Annotated in this window: 24 protein-coding genes and 1 pseudogene; 14 read left to right on the top strand and 11 right to left on the bottom strand. The window is 60.8% G+C overall.

Annotated elements, in window-relative coordinates:
• Positions 1 to 93 precede the first annotated feature (93 nt).
• The 3 genes and pseudogenes from NL64_RS22995 to NL64_RS22985 all read left to right on the top strand — a co-directional run bounded on the left by NL64_RS22995 (position 94) and on the right by NL64_RS22985 (position 3,070).
• Complete coding sequence (locus tag NL64_RS22995; protein WP_034150344.1) at positions 94 to 876, top strand: ABC transporter substrate-binding protein; 783 nt, start codon at positions 94 to 96, stop codon at positions 874 to 876.
• A gap of 217 nt (positions 877 to 1,093) precedes the next feature.
• A complete protein-coding gene (locus NL64_RS22990; protein ID WP_034150343.1) occupies positions 1,094 to 2,206 on the top strand; it encodes a succinylglutamate desuccinylase/aspartoacylase family protein in 1,113 nt (370 codons plus the stop codon).
• Between the two features lie 147 nt (positions 2,207 to 2,353).
• Positions 2,354 to 3,070: pseudogene (locus NL64_RS22985) on the top strand (alpha/beta hydrolase).
• A 2-nt stretch (positions 3,071 to 3,072) separates the two neighbouring features.
• Here NL64_RS22985 and NL64_RS22980 read toward each other — a convergent pair.
• From NL64_RS22980 to NL64_RS22970, 3 genes are all read right to left on the bottom strand, one after another.
• Positions 3,073 to 3,645 carry a hypothetical protein gene (locus NL64_RS22980; protein ID WP_034150342.1) on the bottom strand — a complete coding sequence of 191 codons (573 nt, stop codon included), beginning with the start codon at positions 3,643 to 3,645 and terminating at the stop codon, positions 3,073 to 3,075.
• Positions 3,646 to 3,925: 280 nt separating this feature from the next.
• On the bottom strand, positions 3,926 to 4,600 hold the full coding sequence (locus NL64_RS22975; protein ID WP_034150341.1) for a glutathione S-transferase family protein: 675 nt from the start codon (positions 4,598 to 4,600) through the stop codon (positions 3,926 to 3,928).
• An 84-nt stretch (positions 4,601 to 4,684) separates the two neighbouring features.
• Positions 4,685 to 5,476 (bottom strand): hypothetical protein, encoded by a 792-nt coding sequence (locus NL64_RS22970; RefSeq protein ID WP_034150340.1) that lies wholly within the window; start codon positions 5,474 to 5,476, stop codon positions 4,685 to 4,687.
• Between the two features lie 290 nt (positions 5,477 to 5,766).
• On the opposite strand from NL64_RS22970, the gene NL64_RS22965 reads away from it, so the two are divergent.
• A complete protein-coding gene (locus NL64_RS22965; protein ID WP_034150339.1) occupies positions 5,767 to 7,086 on the top strand; it encodes an Nramp family divalent metal transporter in 1,320 nt (439 codons plus the stop codon).
• Positions 7,087 to 7,305: 219 nt separating this feature from the next.
• Here the strand turns inward: NL64_RS22965 and NL64_RS22960 are convergent, their stop codons facing one another.
• Genes NL64_RS22960 through NL64_RS22950 form a run of 3 tightly spaced genes read right to left on the bottom strand, consistent with a single transcriptional unit; the run spans position 7,306 to position 9,899 of the window.
• Positions 7,306 to 8,487, bottom strand: a complete 1,182-nt coding sequence (locus NL64_RS22960; RefSeq protein ID WP_034150338.1) for an acetyl-CoA C-acetyltransferase — start codon at positions 8,485 to 8,487, stop codon at positions 7,306 to 7,308.
• Positions 8,488 to 8,498: 11 nt separating this feature from the next.
• Complete coding sequence (locus NL64_RS22955) at positions 8,499 to 9,164, bottom strand: CoA transferase subunit B (RefSeq protein WP_034150337.1); 666 nt, start codon at positions 9,162 to 9,164, stop codon at positions 8,499 to 8,501.
• 36 nt (positions 9,165 to 9,200) lie between these two features.
• Entirely contained in the window at positions 9,201 to 9,899 is a 699-nt protein-coding gene (locus NL64_RS22950; protein ID WP_034150336.1) for a CoA transferase subunit A, read from the bottom strand.
• Positions 9,900 to 10,196: 297 nt separating this feature from the next.
• Between NL64_RS22950 and NL64_RS22945 the strand changes: the two genes are divergently transcribed.
• Complete coding sequence (locus NL64_RS22945; protein ID WP_034150335.1) at positions 10,197 to 11,126, top strand: LysR family transcriptional regulator; 930 nt, start codon at positions 10,197 to 10,199, stop codon at positions 11,124 to 11,126.
• A gap of 92 nt (positions 11,127 to 11,218) precedes the next feature.
• On the opposite strand, the gene NL64_RS22940 is transcribed toward NL64_RS22945, so the two are convergent.
• Together NL64_RS22940 and NL64_RS22935 are read right to left on the bottom strand one after the other, a co-directional pair.
• Positions 11,219 to 12,061: an NAD-dependent protein deacetylase gene (locus NL64_RS22940; protein WP_034150334.1), complete on the bottom strand. Its 843-nt coding sequence runs from the start codon at positions 12,059 to 12,061 to the stop codon at positions 11,219 to 11,221.
• Positions 12,062 to 12,209: 148 nt separating this feature from the next.
• A complete protein-coding gene (locus NL64_RS22935) occupies positions 12,210 to 13,256 on the bottom strand; it encodes a class I SAM-dependent methyltransferase (RefSeq protein ID WP_034150333.1) in 1,047 nt (348 codons plus the stop codon).
• Between the two features lie 445 nt (positions 13,257 to 13,701).
• Between NL64_RS22935 and NL64_RS22930 the strand changes: the two genes are divergently transcribed.
• The 4 genes from NL64_RS22930 (at position 13,702) to NL64_RS22915 (ending at position 18,658) form a co-directional block, all read left to right on the top strand.
• The gene (locus tag NL64_RS22930) at positions 13,702 to 15,036 is read left to right on the top strand and encodes an acetamidase/formamidase family protein (RefSeq protein WP_034150332.1); all 1,335 of its coding nucleotides are present in this window, start codon (positions 13,702 to 13,704) and stop codon (positions 15,034 to 15,036) included.
• 144 nt (positions 15,037 to 15,180) lie between these two features.
• Complete coding sequence (locus NL64_RS22925; protein ID WP_034150331.1) at positions 15,181 to 16,020, top strand: HvfB family MNIO-type RiPP peptide maturase; 840 nt, start codon at positions 15,181 to 15,183, stop codon at positions 16,018 to 16,020.
• Complete coding sequence (locus NL64_RS22920; RefSeq protein ID WP_034150330.1) at positions 16,013 to 16,771, top strand: HvfC family RiPP maturation protein; 759 nt, start codon at positions 16,013 to 16,015, stop codon at positions 16,769 to 16,771. The genes NL64_RS22925 and NL64_RS22920 overlap by 8 nt, the downstream gene beginning before the upstream one ends.
• Positions 16,772 to 17,032: 261 nt before the next feature.
• Positions 17,033 to 18,658 carry a methyl-accepting chemotaxis protein gene (locus NL64_RS22915; RefSeq protein WP_034150329.1) on the top strand — a complete coding sequence of 542 codons (1,626 nt, stop codon included), beginning with the start codon at positions 17,033 to 17,035 and terminating at the stop codon, positions 18,656 to 18,658.
• 43 nt (positions 18,659 to 18,701) lie between these two features.
• Here the strand turns inward: NL64_RS22915 and NL64_RS22910 are convergent, their stop codons facing one another.
• Both NL64_RS22910 and NL64_RS22905 read right to left on the bottom strand, forming a co-directional pair.
• Positions 18,702 to 20,012, bottom strand: a complete 1,311-nt coding sequence (locus tag NL64_RS22910; protein WP_034150328.1) for an ATP-binding protein — start codon at positions 20,010 to 20,012, stop codon at positions 18,702 to 18,704.
• A complete protein-coding gene (locus tag NL64_RS22905) occupies positions 20,009 to 20,749 on the bottom strand; it encodes a response regulator (RefSeq protein ID WP_034150327.1) in 741 nt (246 codons plus the stop codon). Before NL64_RS22905 ends, NL64_RS22910 begins: the two co-directional genes overlap by 4 nt.
• Before the next feature lie 305 nt (positions 20,750 to 21,054).
• Here NL64_RS22905 and NL64_RS22900 point away from each other — a divergent pair, with 305 nt between their 5' ends.
• From NL64_RS22900 to NL64_RS22890, 3 genes are all read left to right on the top strand, one after another.
• Positions 21,055 to 21,318 carry a DUF2790 domain-containing protein gene (locus tag NL64_RS22900; RefSeq protein ID WP_034150326.1) on the top strand — a complete coding sequence of 88 codons (264 nt, stop codon included), beginning with the start codon at positions 21,055 to 21,057 and terminating at the stop codon, positions 21,316 to 21,318.
• Between the two features lie 48 nt (positions 21,319 to 21,366).
• Entirely contained in the window at positions 21,367 to 21,579 is a 213-nt protein-coding gene (locus NL64_RS22895) for a hypothetical protein (RefSeq protein ID WP_034150325.1), read from the top strand.
• 156 nt (positions 21,580 to 21,735) lie between these two features.
• Positions 21,736 to 22,950 (top strand): cytochrome c biogenesis protein DipZ, encoded by a 1,215-nt coding sequence (locus NL64_RS22890; protein ID WP_034150324.1) that lies wholly within the window; start codon positions 21,736 to 21,738, stop codon positions 22,948 to 22,950.
• 31 nt (positions 22,951 to 22,981) lie between these two features.
• On the opposite strand, the gene NL64_RS22885 is transcribed toward NL64_RS22890, so the two are convergent.
• On the bottom strand, positions 22,982 to 23,968 hold the full coding sequence (locus NL64_RS22885) for an AraC family transcriptional regulator (protein ID WP_034150323.1): 987 nt from the start codon (positions 23,966 to 23,968) through the stop codon (positions 22,982 to 22,984).
• Positions 23,969 to 24,156: 188 nt separating this feature from the next.
• Here NL64_RS22885 and NL64_RS22880 point away from each other — a divergent pair, with 188 nt between their 5' ends.
• Positions 24,157 to 24,426 (top strand): DUF4242 domain-containing protein, encoded by a 270-nt coding sequence (locus tag NL64_RS22880; RefSeq protein WP_034150322.1) that lies wholly within the window; start codon positions 24,157 to 24,159, stop codon positions 24,424 to 24,426.
• Between the two features lie 46 nt (positions 24,427 to 24,472).
• Positions 24,473 to 25,285, top strand: a complete 813-nt coding sequence (locus NL64_RS22875; protein WP_034150321.1) for a class I SAM-dependent methyltransferase — start codon at positions 24,473 to 24,475, stop codon at positions 25,283 to 25,285.
• The last annotated feature ends 69 nt before the right edge of the window (positions 25,286 to 25,354 follow it).

Genomic DNA, 25,354 nt, shown 5'->3' with positions numbered 1-25,354 from the left:
CCGGCCACTTCGGTCTTAACCAGCCACAAGCTAGCGACCGAACGCTGCCAATCGAAAGCTGCCAATAAAAGCCTCCGCACACAGGAGTTATAAATGAAGAAGCTAGTGATGTTCGGTGCCCTGGCACTGTCGATGTTGTCCCTGACCGCCGTGGCCGAAGACGCCAAGCCGATCCGCATCGGTATCGAAGCCGGTTACCCGCCATTCTCGATGAAAACCCCTGACGGTAAGCTCACCGGTTTCGACGTGGATATTGGCGACGCACTGTGCGAGCAGATGAAAGTGAAGTGCACTTGGGTCGAGCAAGAGTTCGACGGCCTGATCCCGGCGCTGAAGGTCAAGAAAATCGACGCCATCCTGTCGTCCATGACCATCACTGACGATCGCAAGAAGAACGTCGACTTCACCATCAAGTATTACCACACCCCGGCGCGCTTCGTGATGAAGGAAGGCACCGATGTGAAGGACCCGCTGACCGAGCTCAAAGGCAAGAAAGTCGGTGTGCTGCGCGCCAGTACCCACGACCGTTTTGCCACTGAAGTGCTGGTGCCGGCCGGGATCAACCTGGTTCGCTACGGCTCCCAGCAAGAAGCCAACCTGGACATGGTCTCCGGCCGCGTTGACGCGTTGCTGGCCGACTCGGTCAACCTGGACGACGGTTTCCTGAAGACCGACGCCGGCAAGGGTTTCGCTTTCGTAGGTCCTGAATACAACGATCCGAAATACTTCGGCGGTGGCGCCGGCATTGCGGTGCGCAAGGGTGATACCGCGCTGGCCGAGCAATTCAACAAAGCCATTACCGAAATCCGCGCCAACGGCAAGTACAAGAAAGTGCAGGACAAGTACTTCAAGTTTGACGTGTACGGCGAGGAATAATCGAACCGTTCCAGAAAGTGGCAGCCGTTGACGCGGCTGCCACTTTTTTTATGCTCATGATTTATCCTGCCCCCCACATTTCCAATGTTTCCCATGTAGGAGCTGCCGCAGGCTGCGATCTTTTGATCTTGTTTTTAGAAAAGCAAAATCAAAAGATCGCAGCCTGCGGCAGCTCCTACAGGATCTCTGCTTTAGCAGTTTTCAACGGAGTCTCCCCATGCAACGCATCGATCACTCTCTGCCCTGGAGCCATCTGGGCTCCGAACGCACACTCAGCGTGTTTCGTTACGGCGCCGGCACGCGCAAGGTCTACATCCAGGCCAGCCTGCATGCCGACGAATTGCCGGGAATGCGTACCGCCTGGGAACTGAAAAAACGCCTGACCGAACTCGAAAATCAGGGGCAGTTGCAAGGCGTGATCGAACTGGTGCCGGTGGCCAATCCCATCGGTCTCGATCAGCACCTGCAAGGCAGCCACATGGGCCGCTTTGAGTTGGGCAGCGGCAAGAACTTCAACCGTGCGTTCGTTGAACTCAGCGCGCCAGTGGCGCAATTGATTGGTGATCGTCTGGGCAACGATGCCGAGGCCAACATCGCGCTGATTCGCCAGACCATGGGCCAGGTACTCGACGGTTTGCCGGCCCCGGCTTCGCAACTGGAAGCGATGCATCGGCTGTTGCTGCGCCACGCTTGCGACGCGGATATCACCCTCGATTTGCATTGCGACTTCGACGCAGCCATTCACATTTACGCGTTGCCGCAACACTGGCCCCAGTGGCAATCCCTGGCCGCCCGTTTGAAGGCCGGCGTCGCGTTGTTGTGTGAGGATTCGGGTGGCAGCTCGTTCGACGAATCTTGCTCCTCGCCGTGGTTGCGACTGGCCCGGGCGTTCCCCGAGGCGGCCATTCCACCGGCCAACCTGGCGACCACCCTGGAACTGGGGAGCATGGGTGACACCCGCGTCGACCAGGCGCAAGCCAATTGCGAAGCGATTCTTGGTTTCCTCGCCGAGCAGGGTTTCATCAGGGGTAGCTGGCCAGCGGCGCCGGTTGAATGCTGTGAAGGCATGCCGTTCGAAGGCACCCAATACCTGTTCGCGCCGCATCACGGGGTTGTGAGTTTCCTGCGCGAGGCCGGGGAGTGGGTGGAGAAGGGCGATGCGCTGTTTGAAGTGGTTGACCCGCTGAACGACAAGGTCACTACGGTGTGCGCCGGTACCAGTGGCGTGCTGTTTGCGATCGATCGCGGACGCTATACGCAACCGGGCACCTGGCAGGCGAAAGTGGCGGGGCGAGCGCCGATTCGGGTGGGCAAACTGATCAACGATTAACCCGATTCATCTGTAGGAGCTGGCTTGCCAGCGATGGGGGCCTCGAGATCGCTATCGCTGGCAAGCCAGCTCCTACAGAGGGGAGTGCGTAGCCGGGAAGAGATGTTAGGCTCTGAACCGAATCCTGCGCACTGTGAAGGAAGGCCTATGTTGAAGTTTCTCGCTCTGCTCACGCTGCTGGCATCCGCCGCCGTCCACGCTCAAACCCCGCTGCAAACCGACCTGCCGCTCAAATACCTGGAGCAGGCCAACTCCGATTCCCACGATCAGCCACTGGTGATTTTTCTGCACGGTTACGGCAGTAACGAGCAGGATCTGTTCGGCATCAAGGATGAGTTACCTGCGCAGTACAACTACCTGTCGGTGCGCGCGCCCATGGTGATGCAAGAGGGCAGTTACCAGTGGTTTCGCAAGAAGGGCGATGGTGCCTACGACGGTGAGACCGATGATCTGAAAGCCAGCGGCCAGGTGCTGCTGGATTTCATCAATCAGGCAACGAAGAAATATCACACCGACCCGGGCAAGGTATTTCTGGTGGGGTTCAGCCAGGGGGCGATCATGTCCTACGAGGTCGCCCTGCGGCATCCCGAAGCGGTGGGCGGGATCGCCGCGTAGAGCGGGCGGATTCTGCCGGTGCTCAAGTCCGAGCTGAAACCGGATGAAAAACGCCAGTCGCTGGCGATTTTCATCGGTCATGGCACTACTGATCAGCGACTTCCGTACAGCGATGGCACCGACGCCAACAGCCTGTTGCAGAGCATTTCACTCGAGCCCGAGTTTCACACCTATCAAGGTCTCGGGCACAGCATCAGTGCCGAGGAGATGCAGGACTTGAGTGCCTGGCTGCAGCGCCTCAACCCTTAAGGCTATTTGCCGCTGACGATCTGCTTGATCAGCGTTTCGTGGGCCGCCATGTCGCCGGGTCGGGAGATGACCTGAATCACCGTCATGCGGTTTCCGGACGCTGCCATCAGCGTGGTGTTTAAGGTCACGCCGCCGCCCTGGGTAGCGGTGCTGTCGACCTGACGCACGCCCAGCCCGGTGCTTTTCAGGGTCAGGCTTTTTTCGCTGAGTTTGTTGTAATCCGGCAGCGCCTTGTGTTGTGACGCGTCGAAATCGGCGGCTGTGCCGTCGAGGAACTCACCGTCGTTGTCCTTGACCTGAGTCCCTTCCGGCAGGTTGTTTTCGGCAGCGATGACTACGGTTTTGGTGGTCTCGTTGCTGTACAGCGTGCCGCTCGCGCCGGTAGGACTGGCCGGCAGCGGGTTGGCGATGAAGCCTTTGGGCAGGGTGAAAGTGAACTTGCCGCCAAGCAGCGAGACTTTCTGAGTTTGCGCCGTTTCCTTGGCCGTAGCCTTGGCAGCCTGCGCATTCAAAGCCCCCAGGCTGGCAACCGCTGCCAGCAACAGGACAACGGCTTTTTTACTCAACAGTGACATTCGGAATCTCCAGGGATGGTCGCGCGGTGGGCGGCGATCATCCCACGGAGGTTGTGGCGGGTTCCAGCGCGGGCTAACGGACGGTCTCTCTTCTCTGGCAAATGCAGTACCTGTGGCGAGGGAGCTTGCTCCCGCTCGGCGGCGTAGCCGTCGCAAATACTGCCGATGCGGTATATGCGAAAGAATGCCGGGGGCCGCTTCGCAGCCCAGCGCAAGCAAGCTCCCTCGTCACAGAGTCTGAGCCGAAACATCGGACTCACCTTCAAAGTCGGGAGCCGAATTACTGCGCCTGATTTTGCGGGAACAGATTGCGGCGGGTTTCTTCGTCGAACTCGGCCTTCAATACCAGTTTTTCCTTCAAACCGAGCGCACGCTGAGCCGCCGGTCGTGCGCTGATTTCGTCGAACAGGCGCTTGACGTTCGGGTAGGCCGCCAGGCCGCTTTCACCGAGGATGTACGGCGCGTAATTGGCCCACCCCCAGAGTGCCATGTCGGCGATGCTGTAGCTGTCGCCGGCCAGGAATTGATGAGCGGCCAGGCGTTGATCTAGCACGCGATAGTGGCGTTCGACTTCCTTGAGGTAACGGTTTTTCGCGTAAGGCAGGTCTTCCGGGGCGTGGTGCAGGAAGTGCACGGCCTGGCCGGAGAACGGCGACAGGCCGGTGGCGATGAACATCAACCACGAAAGAAGCTCGGCATTGCCGGCAGCGGAAGTCGGCAAGAAGCGCTGATGTTTTTGCGCCAGGTGCAGCAGGATCGCCTGGGAGTCGAAGACCGTGGCGTCGCCATCGACCAGGGCCGGGACCTTGGCGTTCGGGTTGATGGCCAAAAAGGCTGGCTGGTGTTGTTCGCCCTTGAAGGTGTCGACACCGATCAGCTCGTAAGGGGTCTGCAGCTCTTCGAGCAGCAGGGCGACTTTCATCGGGTTGGGCGAAGGGTGGAAAAAGAATTTCATGGTGTAGGCCTCAGTCATTGGTTGGTTGTGAACTGAGGCTGATGGTGGGCGAAACCTGTTCGAATGACGCACGAATTTGTTGCTCTACTCGTGCGAAATCATCGAAGGTTTTGCGGGAGTTTTTACCGGCCGCGCCAGCAAGCGTTTGGTCACGCCCAGCATCGCCACGGACACGGCAACACCGAGGGCAAACGCGTTCATCCCCAGGCTCGGCAACGCCAGCGTCAGGACCAGGCAAAACGCCGAGAACGAGTACATGCCAGTGGCCGTCGCCCGCAGCAGCGCGGCGGTAAACGCCGGGCCTCGGGTTTGCTGGGAGAACACTGCCATCACGCTGCCGAGCACCGGGAACACTGCGAGCAGGCCGCTCCAGCGATCACCGACGGTGCTGGCGAGCAAGGTGACCGCGAGCGTCAGCAGGGCGCCGGCAATCATGCGCAGCAGCAACTTGTCCGACTTGGGCGCCGGGCCGGAAACAATCGGCTGCACCGACGGGAACAGATAGGGCGCGGCCAGCAGCGCCGTCGCGGCGGCGATCACCGAGAACAACAGTGACGGCGGGACCAGTGACAGCACCACCGCAGCCACGGACCACACCGACAGCGAAACCGTCAGCGCCAGTGGCCATCCGGCGCGTTGGGCAACCTGCGCGTAGGTCACGCAAAAGGCAATCATGGCGAACATCGCCGACAGCGCGGCCATGGCCGATTGAGCCGCGAACAGTTCTCCTTGTTCGATGGCGAGGAAGAACAGAATCGGCCCGACCACCACGGGCAACCCCGACAACCAACCTGCCACGCTCGGCCCCCAACGCTTACCGGCCAAGGAAATCAGCAGCAAAAATCCTGGAATCACCAGCAGTTTGAGCATCAGCACGCGCACATCTCCAGTCCGTTTCTGGCGGCAACGTTAGCATCGATTGCTCTATAGATACCGAAAATTTGTATACAAACCCAATTCCCTGTAGGAGCTGCCGAAGGCTGCGATCTTTTGATCTTGATCTTCAGCGGTCTCAGGTTCGCTCAAAAACTAGATCAAAAGATCGCAGCCTGCGGCAGCTCCTACGGGGAACTTCATTTAAACGGAACGGACGTAACCCGTAGAGGTTTTGTGTGGGCAGCGGAACGTCTAAGCTGGGCGCTTCCCACCTGTTGATGGACCATCGAGTGAAATTCAGTTTGCCCAAAGTCGGCACCGCGCCGTTTTGTCCACCCGAAGTGGCGGGCAGTGTTGCCGTCGATCCCGGCGCATCTTTTTTAAAGCGTGTCCTGCGCTTTGCCGGTCCTGGCCTGCTGGTGTCCATCGGCTACATGGACCCGGGCAACTGGGCAACCGCTATCGAAGCGGGCTCGCGGTTTGGCTACAGCCTGTTGTTCGTGGTGCTGCTGGCCAGTCTGGCGGGCATGGTGGTGCAGTGTTTGTGTTCGCGCCTGGGCATCGCCACCGGGCGTGATCTGGCGCAGTTATGCCGCGAGCGCTACAGCACGTGGACCGCGCGCACGCAGTGGGTGCTGGCGGAAATCTCGATCATCGCCACCGACCTCGCCGAAGTCCTCGGCTGTGCCCTGGCGTTCCATTTGCTGCTGGGTTGTTCACTGACCTTCGGCATCGCCCTCACGGCGTTCGACACATTGTTGGTGCTGGCCCTGCAGAACCGGGGCTTCCGCCGACTGGAAGCGATCATGCTGGTGCTGGTAGGCACCATTGGCGTGTGTTTCTTCGTCGAACTGCTATTGATCAAACCGTACTGGCCGGACGTTGCCCAAGGCTTCAAACCGTCACTGTCTGCGCTCGCCGATGCCGCGCCGTTGTACCTGGCCATTGGCATTCTCGGCGCCACGGTGATGCCGCATAACTTGTACCTGCACACCTCGATCGTGCAGACCCGGCTGATCGGCAAAGACCTGGCCAGCAAGCAGGACGCTGTCAAACTCGCGCGTATCGACACCATCGGCTCCCTGGCCCTCGCGCTGCTGGTCAACGCGGCGATTCTGATCCTCGCCGCCGCGGCGTTTCATCAGAGCGGACACACCGACGTGGTCGACATCCAGGACGCCTATCACCTGCTCGATCCACTGGTGGGCGGGGCGCTCGCCAGTGTGCTGTTTGGCGTCGCGCTGCTCGCGTCGGGGCAGAGTTCGACGTTCACCGGCACCATCGCGGGTCAGGTGATCATGGAGGGCTTCCTCAACTTGCGCCTGCCGTGCTGGCAACGGCGTTTGATTACCCGCGGGCTGGCACTGATCCCGGCGTTCATCGGCGTGTGGCTGATGGGCGACGATGCGATTGGCAAGCTGCTGGTGTTGAGTCAGGTGGTGTTGAGTTTGCAGCTGCCGTTTGCGTTGTATCCGCTGATTCGCATGACCAACGATCAGAAGCTGATGGGGCCGTTGGTGAATCGGCTCCCGACACGGGTGTTGGCTTGGGGGTTGTTTGTGGTGATCAGCGGGGCCAACAGCTGGTTGATTCTGCAGTTTTTGAGGTGACTGTTCTGGCCAAAAAGAACCCGGTTTGTTGCGAGAGGGACAACCCTGTAGGAGCCGGCTTGCTGGCGATCGCGGCCCACCTGTCAACAATGAAGTCGACTGATACGCCGCTATCGCCAGCAAGCCGGCTCCTACAGAGATGCCATCTCGCTACAGAACCGGGGGTGTTACCAGACTGCAACGGTTCTTCGTGGGTCCCCGCGCAGCCTGTTGAACGCTTTAAGCTCGTTCGAGCGCCAGTGCCACGCCTTGACCACCACCGATGCACAGGGTGGCGAGGCCTTTCTTGGCGTCACGCTTGATCATTTCATGCAGCAGGGTCACCAGTACGCGGCAACCCGAGGCACCGATCGGGTGGCCGAGGGCGATGGCGCCGCCGTTGACGTTGACCTTGTTCAAGTCCCACTCCAGGTCCTTGGCCACGGCCAGCGATTGTGCGGCGAAGGCTTCGTTGGCTTCAATCAGGTCCAGTTGATCGATGGACCAACCGGCCTTGTCCAGGCAGCGGCGGGTGGCCGATACCGGGCCGATGCCCATGATCGCCGGGTCCACGCCAGCGTTGGCGTAAGCGGCGATTTTTGCCAGTACCGGCAGGCCCAGGGCCTTGGCTTTTTCGGCGCTCATCAGGATCACGGCGGCGGCACCGTCGTTCAACGATGAAGCGTTACCGGCCGTCACCGAGCCGTCCTTCTTGAACGCAGGTTTGAGCTTGCCCAGGGATTCGGCGGTGGTGCCGGCCCGTGGTTGCTCGTCGGTGGCGAAGGACAGCGGATCGCCCTTGCGCTGCGGGATCAGGATCGGCGTGATCTCATCAACAAAGCGTCCACCTTCGATGGCAGCCACGGCTTTCTGCTGCGAGGCGGCGGCGAACGCGTCCTGTTGCTCACGGGTCAGGTTGTACTTCTCGACCAGGTTTTCGGCGGTGATGCCCATGTGGTAATCGTTGAACGCATCCCACAGGCCGTCGCTGATCATGGTGTCGACGATTTGCGCGTTACCCATGCGCAGGCCGGTGCGCGCGCCTGGCATGACGTAGTTGGACAGGCTCATGTTTTCCTGGCCACCGGCAATGATCACGTCGGCATCGCCGCAACGGATCGCCTGGGCACCCAGATGCAGAGCCTTGAGGCCCGAGCCACAGACCTTGTTCAGGGTCATGGCCGGCACGGCGAACGGCAGGCCAGCCTTGATCGACGCCTGGCGCGCAGGGTTTTGCCCGGCGCCGGCGGTCAATACCTGGCCCATGATCACTTCATCGACTTCAGCAGGATCCAGGCCGGTTTGCGCCAGCAACTGACGGATCACCGCCGCGCCCAGGTCAACGGCGGAGACGTTCGCCAAGGAACCCTGGAAACTGCCGATGGCGGTACGTGTGGCGGCAACAATGACGACTTCTTGCATGGAATGATTCCTCACTGGTCAGCAAACTGCATTTCCGGAACGTGGTCCGGCACGATCAGTTTACCAGCGGTTTTGGCGACGATTTCCTCGACGCTGACGCCTGGAGCGCGTTCCTTGAGGACAAATGCGCCATTTTCGATTTCCAGGTAAGCCAGGTCGGTCAGCACGCGCTTGATGCAGCCGGCGCCGGTCAGCGGCAGGCTGCATTGGGACAGCAGCTTGGACTCACCGTCCTTGGACGCATGGGTCATGATCACGATGATGTTGTCAGCGCCGGCCACCAGGTCCATCGCGCCGCCCATGCCCTTGACCAGTTTGCCCGGGATCATCCACGAGGCGATGTTGCCTTGCACGTCGACTTCAAAGGCGCCCAGCACGGTCAGGTCGACATGGCCACCGCGGATCATCGCGAAGGACTCGGCCGAGGAAAAGATCGACGCGCCGGTGCGTGCGGTCACGGTTTGCTTGCCGGCGTTGATCATGTCGGCATCGATGGTTTCTTCAGTAGGAAACGGACCCATGCCGAGCAAGCCGTTTTCCGACTGCAGCATGACTTCCATGCCTTCGGGAATGTAGTTGGCGACCAGGGTCGGAATACCGATGCCCAGGTTCACGTAGAAGCCGTCCTGCATTTCGCGGGCGACGCGTTGAGCCATTTGTTCGCGGGAAAGTGCCATTGTTGTTATTCCTTCATTCGGTCCGGGGGCAGGGGATCACTTACGCACGGTGCGCTGTTCGATGCGCTTCTCGAACGTGCCGCAGATGATCCGGTCGACGTAGATGCCAGGGGTGTGGATCTGCGCCGGGTCCAGCTCGCCCGGTTCGACGATTTCTTCGACTTCGACCACGGTGATCTTGCCGGCGGTGGCGGCCAGCGGGTTGAAGTTCTGGGCGGTGTGGCGATAGATCACGTTACCGAAATGGTCGGCTTTCCAGCCTTTGACGATAGCGAAGTCGCCGGTGATGGATTCTTCCATCAGGTATTTGCGGCCATGGAATTCACGCACTTCCTTGCCGTCGGCAACCGGAGTGCCCACGCCGGTGGCGGTGAAAAACGCCGGAATGCCGGCGCCGCCTGCGCGCATTTTTTCGGCGAGGGTGCCTTGCGGGGTCAGGGTGACTTCGATTTCGCCCTTGAGCAGTTGCTCTTCGAACAGCTTGTTTTCGCCGACGTAGGAGGCGACGACTTTGCTGATCTGGCGGTCGGTCAGCAGAACGCCGAGGCCGAAACCGTCGACGCCGCAGTTGTTGGAAACCACGGTGAGGTCGCGTGTGCCCTTGCGCTTGATCTCGTTGATCAGGTTTTCCGGGATGCCGCACAGGCCGAAGCCGCCAGCGATCACGGTCATGCCGTCTTCAAGACCTGCCAGAGCTTCCTCATAGGAACTCACGCGCTTGTCGAAACCTGCCATATGCACCTCTTTTATTCTTTGTGGGCGGCTGGCTAGCCGAATGGGGTTGAGTGTCGCGCCGCAAGATTGATTTGTTAAGTTGTTTTTTTGGCTCGATTGATTGATAAAGCTCATTAAATGCCTGGTTCGCGCAAACCTGTAGGAGCCGGCTTGCTGGCGATGGCGTCGGATAACGCCATACATTGTTGTCGCCTGCCAAATTGCAATCGCCAGCAAGCCGTCTCCTACGGGGCCCTAGGCTGTTGATTTTATCTCGCAGCTTGAAATTTGCTGCTTACAACTGGAGCAAAGCGACCTATGACCGTCAAGCAGATCCGCGCCTTCCTGGCCGTGGCCCAGAGCCTGAGCTTTGCCGTGGCCTGCGAGCGCCTGCACCTGTCGCAATCGGCCTTGAGCCTGACCATCAAGGCGCTGGAGGAAGGATTGGGTGGGCGGCTGTTTACCCGCAACACACGCAATGTAGCGCTGACCGCTGAGGGCGAATCCCTGGTGCCACTGGCGCGCCGACTGATCGCCGACTGGGACAACGCCGAGGATGAACTGCGCCAACGCTTCACCCTCCAGCGCGGGCGCGTGACCCTCGCGGCCATGCCGTCGTTTGCCGGCAATCTGCTGCCGCCAATCCTCAAGACGTTCCGCGCCCGGTATCCGAAAGTCAACGTCACGGTCAACGACGTGATCAACGAGCAAGTGCTGGAAATGGTCCGTGACCGCCAGGTGGAACTGGGGGTGGCGTTTGAGCCGACCCAGAGTTCGTCGCTGCAATTCACACCGTTGTACATCGACCGCTTTGTCGCGGTGGTGCCCCATGACTCGCCACTGGCTGTGCTGGATGACATCGACTGGCAGACGCTGCTCAAAGAACCGTTCATCACCTTGCAGCGACCATCGACGCTTCGGGTCATGCTGGAAGAACACTTGCAGGCGCGGGGCATGAAATTGCCGGTGGAATTTGAAAGCCACCAACTGGCGACGGTCGGGCGGATGGTCGCCAGCGGACTGGGGGTTAGCGCCGTTCCCGCGTTGTGCGCCGGGCAGATGCGTGAATTGGGCGCACGCTGCATTACCTTGCGCGACCCGGTGGTGGAGCGGGCGATTGGTGTGCTGACCAATCCTGGGGGGGAACTGTCGGCGGCGGCGCAGGCACTGTTCGATATTCTCAAGGAAGAAAACCTCGGTCCACGTTTGGAGCCCGCTACAACCTTGCGGACGACCCCAATCCTGTAGGAGCCGGCTTGCTGGCGATGGCGTCCGCCCAGATGGCGCAAGGGTCAATGCCCTATCGCCAGCAAGCCGGCTCCTACAGGGTGGTGGGTTAATCAGGAGGAGAGGCGTTGGGCCAACAGGGGCAAAAGCTGTTCGCAGGACATCTCGATCTTCATATCCAGAATGTCATCTGCCCGGGTCTTGCCCAAGTTGATCGCCAGCAACGGCTTGCCCTGATCCACCACCGCCCGGCACAGGCGAAACGCCGAGTACGCCATAAGCGACGAGCCCACCACCAGCAATCCCGCCGCCTTTTCTACCGCCGCCATCGCCTTGGCGGCGGTTTCCTGGGCGACGTTCTCGCCAAAGAACACCACGTCCGGCTTCATCCGCTCGCCAGCGCAGTGCGGGCAGTGCGGCACCTGGAAGCGCGCTTCGAAGGCCGGGTCGAGCAGGGTGTCGCCGTCCGGAGCTTGCACCGCGTCTACGCCTGCCAGATATGGATTCTGGGTTTCCATCAGTCGCTGGATCGAATCGCGCTCACTGCGCCGGCCGCAATCCAGGCACAGCACCCGGTGCAGGCTGCCGTGCAGTTCGATCACGTCATGGCTACCGGCCTGGTCGTGCAAGGTGTCGACGTTCTGGGTGATCAAGCCGCTGATCTGCCGGGTGCTTTGCAAACGGGCGAGGGTGTCGTGGGCCACATTCGGCTGCGCCTGTCGCACCCGCGGCCAACCGAGCATGGCCCGCGCCCAATAGCGCCGCCGGGACTCGGGAGCGGAGAGAAATTCCTGGTACATCATCGGCTGCCGGCCACGCCGTACGCCCTGATTGTCGCGATAGTCCGGAATGCCCGACGGGGTGCTGATCCCGGCACCGGTCAGGACCACGAACGGCTCGTCGGCCATGAGTTTTTGAAGCCGGTCGAGCTGATCGTGGATAAGGCTGTCGAGCATGTTCAACACTCCGCAGAATCTCGGGTGCAAGCAGCGTAGCACTGTTACGCACGCCCCCTGTAGGAGCTGCCGAAGGCTGCGATCTTTTGATCTTGTTTTTTAAAATCAAAATCAAAAGATCGCAGCCTTCGGCAGCTCCTACGGGTGATTATTTGCGTGCTTCGAGTATCAGGTTGAACGGCGTTTCCGTGGCCCGGCGGAAACTCGAGAAACCCGCCTCGGTAAACACTTTACGCAACCGCGCCTCGCCCGCCTGGGCGCCGAGACCGAGGCCGACCTCCTGGGACAGCGAATTGGGCGTGCAGATGAACGTTGAAGCTGCGTAGAACAGCCGTCCCACCGGGGTGATGTTGTCGTCGAGGGAGTCATTGGCGAACGGTTCCACCAGCAGCACCGTGCCGTCCGGTTTCAACGACTCATAGGCATGTTTGGCTGCGCCCACCGGATCGCCCATGTCGTGCAGGCAGTCGAAGTAGCAGACCAGGTCATAGTCGTTGCCGGGATAACTTTTGGCCGTGCCCTGAAAGAACCGGGCGCGGCCGCCCACGCCGCCTTCTTCGGCGCGTTGGGTGGCGACGGTGACGGACGGGGCGTGGTAGTCGAAGCCGACGAAGCGCGAGTCCGGAAACGCCTGGGCCATGATCACCGTCGAAGCACCGTGCCCGCAGCCAATGTCCGCCACTTTGGCCCCGGCCTCCAGTTTCGCCACCACGCCGTCGAGGGCCGGCAGCCATTCGGCGATCAAGTGCGCCTTGTAGCCGGGCCGGAAGAAACGCTCTGTGCCGCTGAACATGCACGGATGGTGATCGCCCCATGGCAGGGCGCCGTCGCCGCGCATGGCTTTGACCAGTTTGTCTTTGTCGTGGAAAAACGACGCGACCACCCCGACGCCCCCGGCGATGTAGACCGGAGAATCTTCGATGGCCAGGGCCAGGGCTTGTTCTTCGGGCAGGCGGAATTGGCCGTCGGTGTGTTCCATGTAGCCGGAAGCGGCGTGGGCGCTGAGCCATTCGCGCACCAGGCGGGGGTTGCAGCCGGTTTTGTCGGCGAGCGTTTCGGGGCTGACGGGTTGACTGTCGGCCATGGCCCGGTACAGCCCGAGCTCTTCGCCGAGGATGACGTTGGCGAGCATCGCCGCGCCGCCCATGTCATTCACCAGTTTGCCCATGAAATCGTTGAGTCTGGCCTCGTCCATCACGTGTGCTCCTTCAGAAAGGATCACGGTCCAGAGGCTTTGTTTGCCTGGGCATACGCCGCTGGGCGGTGGTCGTGGGAATGGGCAGGACATAGGGATGTCCTGTGTGGATTAAGTTTAGTTCGCTGGCCGAATGCCGCGTTTCCAGGCGACGAAGGTGCCCTGTGACTGGATTTTCCGGGTTCGACACGGAACCCTGTGGGAGCGGACTTGCCCGCGATGAGGCCGGCAGATCCAGCACATTTGTTGTCTGACATACCGCTATCGCTGGCAAGCCAGCTCCCACAGGTTTTTGGTAAGCAGGACCTGCGCATGTATCCCACTGTATCTAACCCGCCTCTCGATACAGTCCCCCTCAATTCACGGCCACCCCCGAACACAGACCAGATACAAACCTGCGCTGAACTGTGAAGACCAATCGCTCCAGACACCGTAGGGGATAACAATGACAACGCTTGCGCCTCAACCCAATCTCAATGCCACGCCGGTGGATCGCCTGCGGGTCGATCACTACACCAACGGCATCATCGGCCCAAGCCAGCCGATGCTTGGACCACTGGCTGACGGCGGCACTCTGATCACCGGGACGCCGCCGGGCTGCTGGGGGCCGATGATCACGCCAGCCTTCGAAGGCGGCCATGAAGTGACGCAACCGGTGGCCATCGTCGGTGCGGAAATCGGCGATGCGGTGGCGATCAAGATCAAAAGCATGCGGGTGACCTCGCTGGCCACATCCTCCGGCGTAATGAAGTTTGTTGAAGGGCGCTACAACGGTGACCCGTTCGTTTCCAAATTCTGCTCCAAGTGCGGCACTGAGCATCCGGCCAGCCACGTCGAAGGCATCGGCGAAGATTCGATTCGCTGTAACAACTGTGGCGCCGAAGTCAGCGCGTTTCGCTTCAGCCATGGCTACGTGATCGTGTTCGATGCGCAGAACCAGGTCAGCCTGACGGTCAATCAGGACATCGCCAATCAACTCGCCGGAAACGCCTCGGAAATGTCGGCACTGCCGGAATTCGCCGCGCAGCACTCGATCCTGTCCCTGGCCCGCGCCGACATTCCCGGCGTCGCCGCGCACATGCGGCCGTTCCTCGGCAACATCGGCACCATGCCGTCCCGCGATATACCGGACTCGCACAACTGCGCCGACTTCGGCCAGTACCTGATCAACGCCCCGCACCGTTTCGGCATGAGCCGCGAAGAACTGCACGCGGCCAAGACCGACGGCCACATGGACACCAACTCGATCCGCGAAGGTTGCGTACTGATCTGCCCGGTGAAAGTGCCAGGAGCCGGGGTGTACATGGGTGATATGCACGCCCAGCAAGGCAACGGTGAAATCGCCGGGCACGCGACCGATTGCTCAGGAGAAACCGAAGTGGTGGTCGAGGTGGTGAAAAACCTCACGCTGGACGGGCCGATCCTCCTGCAAAACCTTGATGATTTGCCGCCGATGGCGCGACCAATGAATGCCGAGCAACGGGCCAAGGTCCGCGAACTGGGCGCACGTTGGGGCCAGCATGAGATCGAGCAGAGCGGCCCGATCACCTTCATCGGCAGCGGTGAAAATCTCAATCTGGCGGTAGAAAACGGCCTGCAACGCGCCGCTTCCGTCACCGGCCTGCCGTACGACGAAGTGCTCAACCGCGCCACCATCACCGGTTCCATCGACATCAGTCGCCTGCCGGGCACCGTGCGCGTGACGTTCCTGTGCCCGATGGACGTGCTGGATCGCATCGGCATCGGCCATCTGGTGCGCGAGAAGTACGACCTGGCGTAACCCTGTCCGGCGGGTTTGTATTCGAATGTGTACAGGCCCACCGGCGATACAAGCCCTGCCGTTTTCGGTCGGTGCGGAACACAGACCCGATACAGCGCTTCGATTAACTGTGAATCCGTACTGACAACCCTTGAGACCGACATCATGCAAACCCCCATCACTTCCGCCAAGGCCAGCGCCGGGCTCGGCTTGCGTCGCGGTTTAATGAAGGACCTCCTGGCGGCTCCCGCCGGTCACTTCGATTTTCTCGAAGTCGCGCCGGAGAACTGGATCGGCATCGGCGGCGCCCATGGCGCGGCACTGCGGGCCCTGGCCGAGCGCTATCCGTTGTCCTGTCACGGCCTGTCGCTGTCCCTGGGCGGGCCTTCGCCGCTGGACGTCGGGTTTTTGCAAGAAGTGCGGGTGTTCCTCGATCACTACAACGTGCCGCTGTACAGCGAGCACCTGAGTTATTGCAGCGATGACGGTCATCTCTATGACCTGTTGCCGCTGCCCTTTACCGAAGAAGCGGTGCATCACGTCGCCGCGCGCATTCGTCAGGCCCAGGACATTCTCGGTCGGCGCCTGGCGGTGGAAAACGTCTCCTACTACGCCGCGCCGCAGCAGGACATGGACGAGGTGACGTTCACCAACGCCGTGCTGCGCGAAGCTGATTGCGATCTGTTGCTGGACGTCAACAACGTCTATGTCAACTCGATCAACCACGGTTTCGATCCGCAGACCTTTCTCGCTGGCATCGATTCGAACCGCGTGGTGGCCATGCACATTGCCGGGCATTTCGATGAATCCGACACCTTGAAAATCGATACCCACGGCGCGTCGGTCAAACCGGCGGTGTGGGCGTTGCTGGCCGAAGCCTATGCCCGGTTCGGTGCGCAACCGACCCTGCTGGAACGGGACTTCAACTTTCCGGCGTTTTCCGAACTGGTCGGTGAATTGCAGACCATTCGCCGCTTGCAATCCAAGGAGGTGAACCGTGGCTAAGCGCTCGCTGCATGAACAACAAAACAGCATGGGCCTGTACCTGCGCGACCCTGACCACTGCGCGCCACCGCCGGAAATGGACCCGGCGCGGGCTCAGGTTTATCGCGACCTGGTGTTCGCCAACCTGTCGTCGCTGATCAGCGGTACTTTTCCGGTGCTGGTGAAAATCCTCGGCGACCAACAGTGGCGGACACTGGTGCGACTTTTTCTGCGCGACTACCGCGCCCACACGCCGAAATTCGGCGAGATCGCCGAGGAGTTTGTCGAATTTCTCGCCTCTGAACCGCAGGCGTTGAACGATGGGCCGTGGCCGCCGTTCATGGTCGAACTGGCGCACTACGAGTGGGTGGAAATGGCCTTGCAACAATCCGAGGCCGAGCCGTTGCCGCCCGGCGATGCCGATTTGTTGCTTGAACGACCGTTGCACGTTTCGCCCCTGGCCTGGCCGTTGGCGTATGTATGGCCGGTGCAGTTGGTTGGTCCGGACTACCAGCCAGACACGGCGCCGGATCAGCCAACGTTGCTGTTGGTGCGTCGGGACGTTGATTTCAGTGTGAAGTTTTCTGGATTGAGCCCATTGGCGTTTCGGTTGTTGCAGCGTATCGAGGAATTTCCCGGGCTGAACGGGCGAGCGCAGTTGCAGGGGTTGGCGCTGGAGGCGGGGATGACCGGGTCGCAGGCATTCTTCGATAACGGCTTGGCGTTATTGCGGCAACTGCATGAACAAAGCGTGCTGGGTGCAATCATCTGACCGGCCACAATCCCTGGGGCATCGGTGCCGCATGAAAATGTGTACTCCCGTGCCAGGTGTTTCGCTCTTGAAGCAGCCGTAAACCCTTGAAAAATATTTGCTGACTCCCCGCAATAAAACTCAAGCCTGGCCGATACAACCATCAGGCGCACTCGAATCCATTTCCACAGTGGCGCCAGTCTGAAAGGGTGAGCGCCAATGCCCGCCATTTCAGTGATCATGCAAGGATGCTCGCCGCCACAATCACCCGAGAGTCATCCTATGTCACTGCGCAATCTGAATATCGCACCTCGCGCTTTTCTGGGTTTTTCCTTCATCGCCTTGCTGGTCATCGTGCTCGGTGTGTTCGCCGTAAACCGCATGACCGTCATCCGCGAGGCCTCCATCGACATGGAGTCGACGCAACTGCCCAGCGTCGGTTTTCTCGGCAATATGACCGAAAACGTCCTGCGTATGCGCATCCTTTCGTTCCGGGTGCTGGTCAACCGTGAGCCGGCGGCATTGCAGGAAGCCCAGACACGCATTGGCGTGCTGGTCGACAAGCTGCGCAGTGCGCAAGCCAGCTACGCCGCGCTGCCGGCCGGTGCCGAAGAGGCGCAGCTGTACAAGACGTTCACCGCCACGCTGGACAGTTACATGCAAGCCCAGACCCAGATGATGGAGCTGTCGCGGCAGAACAAGCTTGATGAAATGCGCTTGCTGATCAACACGCGGATCAAGGACGGCACGGATCAGATGGGCGAGCAACTGAACAAACTGGTGGCCCTCAATACGGCCGATGCCAAGGACGCTTCGGCGGTCGCGGGTGCCAACTACGACAGTGCAATTACCGGTATCGTCGCGGTCGCCGTGATCGCCGCGTTGCTCACCGTGCTGCTGGCCTGGCTGTTGACTCGCAGCATCGTTACGCCGTTGAACCGCGCCGTACTGGCAGCCCAGACCATTGCCGAAGGCAATCTGAGTAAAGTCATCGACGTCGATGGCAAAGACGAACCGGCGCGGTTGCTCGGCGCCCTGGCCACGATGCAGGCCAGCCTGCGCAAAACCATCGAACAGATCGCCGGCTCCGCCACACAACTGGGCACTGCCGCCGAAGAACTCAGCGCGGTGACTCAAGACGCGTCCCGTGGCCTGCAACAACAGAACAACGAAATCGAACAGGCCGCGACTGCCGTCAACGAAATGACCGCTGCTGTGGAAGAAGTGGCGCGCAATGCAGTATCGACCTCCGAAGCTTCGAACCAGTCCACCCAAGCCGCCCGCGAGGGCCGTGACCGGGTGGTGGAAACCGTCGACGCGATCCAGACCATGACCCACGACGTGCACAACACCTCGTTGATGATTGAAGGTCTGGCGGCCCAGGGACGTGACATCGGCAAAGTGCTGGACGTGATCCGCGCCATCGCCGAACAAACCAACCTGCTGGCGCTGAACGCGGCTATCGAAGCAGCCCGTGCCGGTGAGGCCGGTCGTGGGTTTGCCGTGGTGGCGGACGAGGTTCGGGCGCTGGCCCATCGCACGGCGCAATCGACCCAGGAAATCGAGAAGATGGTCGCGGGCATCCAGAACGGCACCGGAGAAGCGGTGGCGTCGATGCAGCAAAGCAATCAACGCACCCAAAGCACCCTGGAACTGGCCCGCGCCGCCGGTGTGGCGCTGGAGCAAATCACCCAGTCGATCCATCTGATCAACGAGCGCAACCTGGTGATCGCCAGTGCCTCGGAGGAACAGGCGCAGGTGTCTCGCGAAGTCGACCGCAACCTGGTGAACATTCGCGATCTGGCCACGCAGTCCGCCGCGGGCGCCAACCAGACCAGCACCGCCACCCATGAGTTGTCGCGCCTGGCGGTGGATTTGAATGCGCTGGTGTCGCGGTTTGTCATCTAAATCGACCCGCTGATCTGTAGGGGCCAGCGTGCCCCTACAGGTATTAGCCGCGCAATTTGAGTTCGGCACACAAGCCACCACCCTCGCGATTACTCAACGTCAACGATCCCCCGATCGCCAACGCCAGTTGCTGCGCGATTGCCAGGCCCAAACCGGTGCCGCCCGTGCTGCGGTTGCGCGAGTTTTCCACGCGGTAGAACGGCTCCATGACCTGGGCCAATTCCTCTTCGGCAATGCCTGGGCCACGGTCCATGACTTTCACCGAGACGCTGCCATCGGCTTTCTTCTCGACCAGCAACTCGGCGGCACCGGCGAATTTCAGGGCGTTGTCCGTCAGGTTCACCAGCACCCGGCGCAAGGCGTGCGGGCGGGTGTCGATGACGGTGGCGCTTTTGCCGCTCAACTGAACTTCCTTGCCCACGTCCTGATAATCGAACACCAGGCTGTCGAGGAATGAGTCCAGGTCGGTGCGGCGACTTTCTTCGGTGGCACCGTGGACGCTGCGCGCATAAGCCACGCCTTCGCGCACCAGATGCTCCATCTCGCCAAGGTCGTTCCAGAGTTTGTCTTTCTCCACGCAATCATCCATGAACTCGGCGCGCAGTTTCATCCGGGTAATCGGTGTTTGCAGATCGTGGGAGATCGCCGCCAGCAATTGCATGCGTTCCTTCAGGTACGCGGCGATGCGCGCCTGCATGGCGTTGAACGCCTTGGCGGCGTGGGCGACTTCGGTCGGACCTTTTTCGTCCAGCAGCACCGGGTGCGTGTTGGGGTCGAGGGTATCGACGGCTTCGGCGAGGCGGGTCAGAGGACGGATGGCGATGCGCACCGCCAGCCAGGTGCAGGCGAGCATCAACGCCAGTTGCCCCAGCAACATCATTGGCAACCAGGGTGATAACGGCACCATCGAGGGTCGCACGTCGATGGTCAGCGGGCTGCCATCCGTGAGCTTCAGGTGCACCTGAAAGTGCTTCCTCGGCCCCGGGATGTCGGTGAAGGTCATCGGGTAATCCTTGCCGATGGCGTCCTTGATCGAGGTCATTGCGATGGGCGCTTCAGGCGTGTCCGTGTTCATCGGATTGCCGTTGGCGCCTTCACTCAACAGATAGCCGTAGTTCTTGCGCTGCAACTGTTGCAGCCAGCTCACCCGTTCATTGGCCGGCAAGCGGTCGAGGATGGCAATGGAGGTCGAGACGTCGGTTTCCAGATTGCCGAGCATGGTGTTTTTCGCGCTTTCGTAACGCTCGTAGTACTGCGCACCGAAAGACAGTGCCTGGGCGAGGATCAGGCCGATCAAAAAAATCAGCGACAGTCGTGAAGCCAGGGTGCGAGGCCAACGCATCGCGAGGTTCATGCTGGCGCCCCGACGATCTCCACCGGCAGGGAAAACACATAGCCCTCGCTGCGCACGGTCTTGATGTAGGCGGGTTCGCGGGCATCGTCCAGCAAACGCTGGCGCAAGCGGCTCACCAGCAAGTCGATGGAGCGATCGAACAGATCGGCGTCGCGGCCCTGGGTCAGGTTGAGCAGCTGGTCGCGGTTGAGCACCCGTTGCGGGTGATCGAGGAACACCCGCAGCAAGCGATATTCCGCACCGCTGAGGGCGACCATGGTGCCGTCGTCATCCAGCAGGTGCCGGGCCGAGGTGTCCAGCTGCCAGCGACCGAACGCCAGCAAGCGGCTGCTCTCGGTGACCACCAGGTTGGGCGGCAACATCCGCGTACGGCGCAGCACCGCGTTGATCCGCGCCAGCAATTCACGGGCGGCGAAGGGCTTGACCAGGTAATCGTCGGCGCCCATTTCCAGGCCGATGATGCGGTCGGTTTCATCGTTGCGGGCGGTGAGCATCAACACCGGGGTGGCTTTGTGTTTGCCGGAACGCAGTTCGCGGCAGAGCATTAGCCCATCGTCGCCCGGCATCATGATGTCCAGCACGATCAGATCCACCGGCGTGGATTCGAGGAAGGTGCGCATCTGCCGCCCATCCGCCACGACCGTGGTGCGCAGGCCGTTCTTCTTCAGGTAGTTGCCCACCAGCTCGCGGATCTCGCGGTCATCGTCAACGATGAGAATGTGATCGACGTGTTCCATGGGGCCTTGCCTCTATCAGTGGGGGATGTCGCACAGTCTACCCAGCCTTTTCCGGCTCACCCGCAGGGGTTTGTATTGCAGTGTATCTGGCTTGTCGGTGGATACACACAGACGCAAAAACGCCAATTATCGGGGGTTTTGTATCCCTCTGTATCCCGGCAGGGCTCAGATACTTACCGATTTATCCGAGCCTGTTTCCGACACATGCGGGATACCTCGCAGGCTTTAAATAGGTTCCATCGAGGCAAGCCAAACCGCCTCTACCCAAAAACGATTGAACCTATCGAAACCTTGAGGAAAACGCCATGAACACCAAAGCCATCTACGCCGCTTGCCTGTTTGCCGCACTGAACATCTGCACCTTGTCGGCCCGTGCCGAATCCGATGTCAGCGCTAAACCCTACACCTACGGGACCCACCTGGACATCCAGAAAGTGGTGTCGCTGAAACAGGACGCTTCGCCTTCCTGCGGTGTGGTGGATGCCCAACTGACCTACCTCGATTCCCAGAGCAAAACCCAGGTCCTGGACTACCGCAAACTGGCTGATAACTGCAACTCGGACAACTGAGTCCAGCAATCACCTTTAGCGCAACCCAACGCATCCAGGAAGAACATCATGAACAACGTCACCCGCTTTTTGACCGCTGCTGCTTTCTCCTTTGCCGGCGCCGCAGCCCATGCCAACGCCGCGGTAGAACAAAACGCCTGCGGCAGCAGCACCTGCTTTCAACTGACGCCGGTGGCGGAGAAGGGGGGTAGCGACTTCGTCGCCGAAAACGGTTCCAGCCGTACGACCCAGGGAAAATTGCTGGATGGTCAGACGGCCTGACTCTGCTCTGCAAACACCACCGATCCCCTGTAGGAGTGAGCCTGCTCGCGATGGCGGTCCTTCATTCAGAAATGATGTGACTGACACACCGCCATCGCGAGCAGGCTCGCTCCTACAGGGAATGTGTCGCCCTCAAAATTGTAATAGGTGATCCCCATGTTACTCATCGCTTTCCTGGGCGGCATATTGACCGTCCTCAGCCCCTGCATCCTCCCGGTCGTGCCGTTCCTGTTCGCCGGAGCCGACCGCACGCGCTCGTCGATCATGCTGACCTTAGGTGGCATGGTCCTGACGTTCGCCCTGATCTCCAGCCTGGCGGTGGTCAGCAGTGAGTGGGTGATCGAAGCCAGCAACACCGGCCGCCACGTGGCGCTGATCGTGATGGTGCTGTTCGCCCTGTCGCTGATTTCCGCACGGGTTGGCGACTGGTTGGCGCGGCCGTTCGTGGCGTTGGGCAATCGCATCGACCCCAACAGCCGCAAAATGTCCGGCCCGCTGAGTTCGATCATGATCGGCGTCGCCACCGGCCTGCTCTGGGCACCCTGCGCCGGGCCGATCCTCGGGGTGATCCTCACCAGCGCCATGCTGCAAGGCGCGAATGCCGGGACCAGTCTGTTGCTGGTGGCCTACGGCCTGGGTAGCGCGTTGTCCCTCGGCACCTTGATCTTCGCCGGTCGTGGCCTGGTCAATCGCTTGAAACCGTCGATTCCGGTCACTGGCTGGTTGCGTCGGGGTGCCGGTATGGCGGTGTTGGCGGGCGCGGCGGTGATTTCCACCGGCGCCAACGATGTGCTGCTGGCCAACACCTCGTCGGAAGGTGTCAGCAGCGTCGAGAAAGGCCTGCTGGAAACCGTGCCGAAAGTCGTCGATTACTTCGTCAGCAAGGTCAAGGCCGAGTCCATGGACAACGCCCAGGGCGCCATGCCTTCGCTGACCGGCGCGGTGGAATGGATCAACTCACCTGCGCTGACCAACGAATCGCTCAAGGGCAAAGTGGTGCTGGTGGATTTCTGGACCTTCGACTGCATCAACTGCAAGCACACCCTGCCGTACGTCAAGGATTGGGCGAAGAAGTACGAGAAGGATGGTCTGGTAGTGATCGGTGTGCATACCCCTGAATACGGGTTTGAACGCATCATCGATAACGTCAAGGACAAGGTGAAGGAATACGGCATCACCTACCCGGTAGCGATCGATAACAACTACGCGATCTGGCGCAACTTCGACAACCAGTACTGGCCGGCGCACTACATCATCGATGCGAAAGGGCAGGTGCGTTACACGCACTTTGGGGAAGGCAGCTATGAAACTCAGGAGAAGGTGATTCAGCAGTTGTTGGAGGAGGCCAAAGCGGCTGCTCCGGCGGTGTAGGAGCTGCCGAAGGCTGCGATCTTTTGAGGTATCAATGGCTCACCTCACCGTGGGCCATTGTGCGTTTCTCCTGACTGCGCCGCCACGCCGCTGGCGGTGCTCCGTACTCACGCCGAAAGGCCCGGCTGAACGCCGTGTCGGTCTGGTAACCCACCTCTTCGGCAATGCGCAGCAAGGAACTGTTACTGCTGCGCAACAGATTGGCCGCAAGCAGCATGCGCCATTGCGTCAGGTACTGCATCGGCGAAATCCCCACCAGTTGCTGAAAGCGTTCCGCCAGGACCGATCTTGAGGTACCGGCGGTACGCGCCAGCTCATCCAAAGTCCAGGTGTGACAGGGTTTTTTGTGCAGCGCATTGAGCGCGGCGCCGACGATTCGGTCGCTCACCCCCGCCAGCCAACCGGTGCGACCCTTGCCCTGTTCGTGCATGTACAAACGCAGCACTTCGATGAACAACACCTCGGCCAGTTTCGCCAATACGCCTTCGCCACCCGGCCTTGGCGAGCGCGCTTCGGCCAAGGCATAACGCACCGACGATTCAAGCCAGATTCCGGCATTCGAGCCGCGCACATTGACCCGCACCACCGCCGGCAATCCGGTCAGCAACATCCCCGCCAAACGCGTATCGCACGCCAGATAACCGCAGACCAGACGCGTCACCGCGCCGCCACCGCCATAGCTCAACTGCCGCGGCCGTCGCGCCAGGACCTCGTCCAGCCGCGCACCCTTGGCCGGCGGCAAACCTGGCTGCGAGCTCATGCGATGAGCATCACCTTGCGGGAAAATCACCACGTCGCCAGCGTTCAGCCGCAGCGGCGGATCGTCCCCCAGTTCGACGTAACACTCGCCCTCGGTGATCAAGTGGAAAATCACTACGCGTTCGGCGTTGGGCTCCAGGAATGGCGCTGCCGTGTCCGCACTCGGCGACTGGTAGCACCAGGGCGCGGTGAACCGGGCGTTGATAAAAATCGCACCGACCAGGCGGACGACGCGCAGGGTCTGTGACAAGGCGTCCATGGGCGTTTTCCCGTGCGGGGATGGTGGCTCAAGGGTTGATTGTGAGCCTGTCGCCGCAAAGCGTGAAAGCTCCGGACGATCGGGCAGTGTTGGCCGACGATCGGGCAGGACGCCAACCTTGCCGGGCGCGATAGTGGGCTCACAGGGTCTGCCGGCCCTGTCATCCATAACAAGAATGAGAGGTTGCCATGCCTAAGTTCGTCATAGAACGGGAAATACCAGGTGCTGGAACACTGTCAGAAAGGGATTTGAAAGCAGCATCGCAAAAGTCCTGCCGGGCCTTGCGCGAGTTGCCTGAGGTGCAATGGCTTCAAAGTTATGTCACCGGAGACAAACTGTACTGCGTGTACATCTCGCCAAGCGAAGAGCAGATCAGGGAACACGCCAGGCAGAGCGGTTTCCCGGCCAATCACATTTCCCAGGTCATGAACATCATCGATCCGACCACGGCGGAGTAAGTCGCCGCCAGCGTTTGATCCGTGTTCCAACCCAGAGATTGTCCCCATGAGTACACCCATTGATCTGACTGCCCTGAAAAATCGCCAGATGGCCGCTTGGGCCAGCGGCGACTACGCCGTGATTGGTACCACTTTGCAGATTGTCGGCGAACAACTGGCCGAAGCCTGCGACCTGCTGTGCGATGAACTGGTGCTCGATGTGGCTGCCGGCAACGGCAACGCCACACTGGCCGCCGCCCGCCGTGGCTGTATCGTGCGCTCCACCGACTATGTCGCCTCACTGCTCGAACGCGGCGAGGATCGGGCCAAGGCGGAACGCCTGAGCGTCACGTTCCAGGTGGCCGACGCCGAAGCGCTGCCCTTTGAAGACGCGAGCTTCGATGTCGTGCTGTCGACCTTCGGCGTGATGTTTGCGCCTGACCAGCCCAAAGCCGCATCGGAATTGGCGCGGGTCTGTCGGCCTGGAGGCCGCATCGGCCTGGCGAACTGGACGCCGGAAGGCTTCGTCGGCCAGATGTTCAAGACCCTCGGTCGGCACTTGCCGCCACCGCCCGGCGCGCAACCGCCGTCGCAGTGGGGCACTGAAGCCTGGCTTCACACGCACTTCGACGAGCGCAACTTCCTCGTCCAGGTGACGCGCCGGACCTTCAACTTCCGTTATCGCTCGGCGGCGCACTTCATCGACACGTTCCGTACCTGGTACGGCCCGGTCCACAAGGCCTTCGCGGCCTTGCCACCGGACGGCGCGCAAGCCCTGGAAGCCGACCTGACGGAACTGATCAACCGGTCGAACCGGGCGGGCGAAAAGTCGCTTGTAGTGCCGAGTGAATATCTGGAGGTGGTGATCACCCGACGTTAACGCAAACCCTGTAGGAGCTGCCGCAGGCTGCGATCTTTTGATCTTAAAAAATCAGGATCAAAAGATCGC

Source organism: Pseudomonas fluorescens (assembly GCF_000802965.1).
GTDB classification, from domain to species: domain Bacteria; phylum Pseudomonadota; class Gammaproteobacteria; order Pseudomonadales; family Pseudomonadaceae; genus Aquipseudomonas; species Aquipseudomonas fluorescens_A.
Note: the sequence above shows the minus strand (reverse complement) of the source record. Positions and strands in the feature narration are given on the sequence as shown.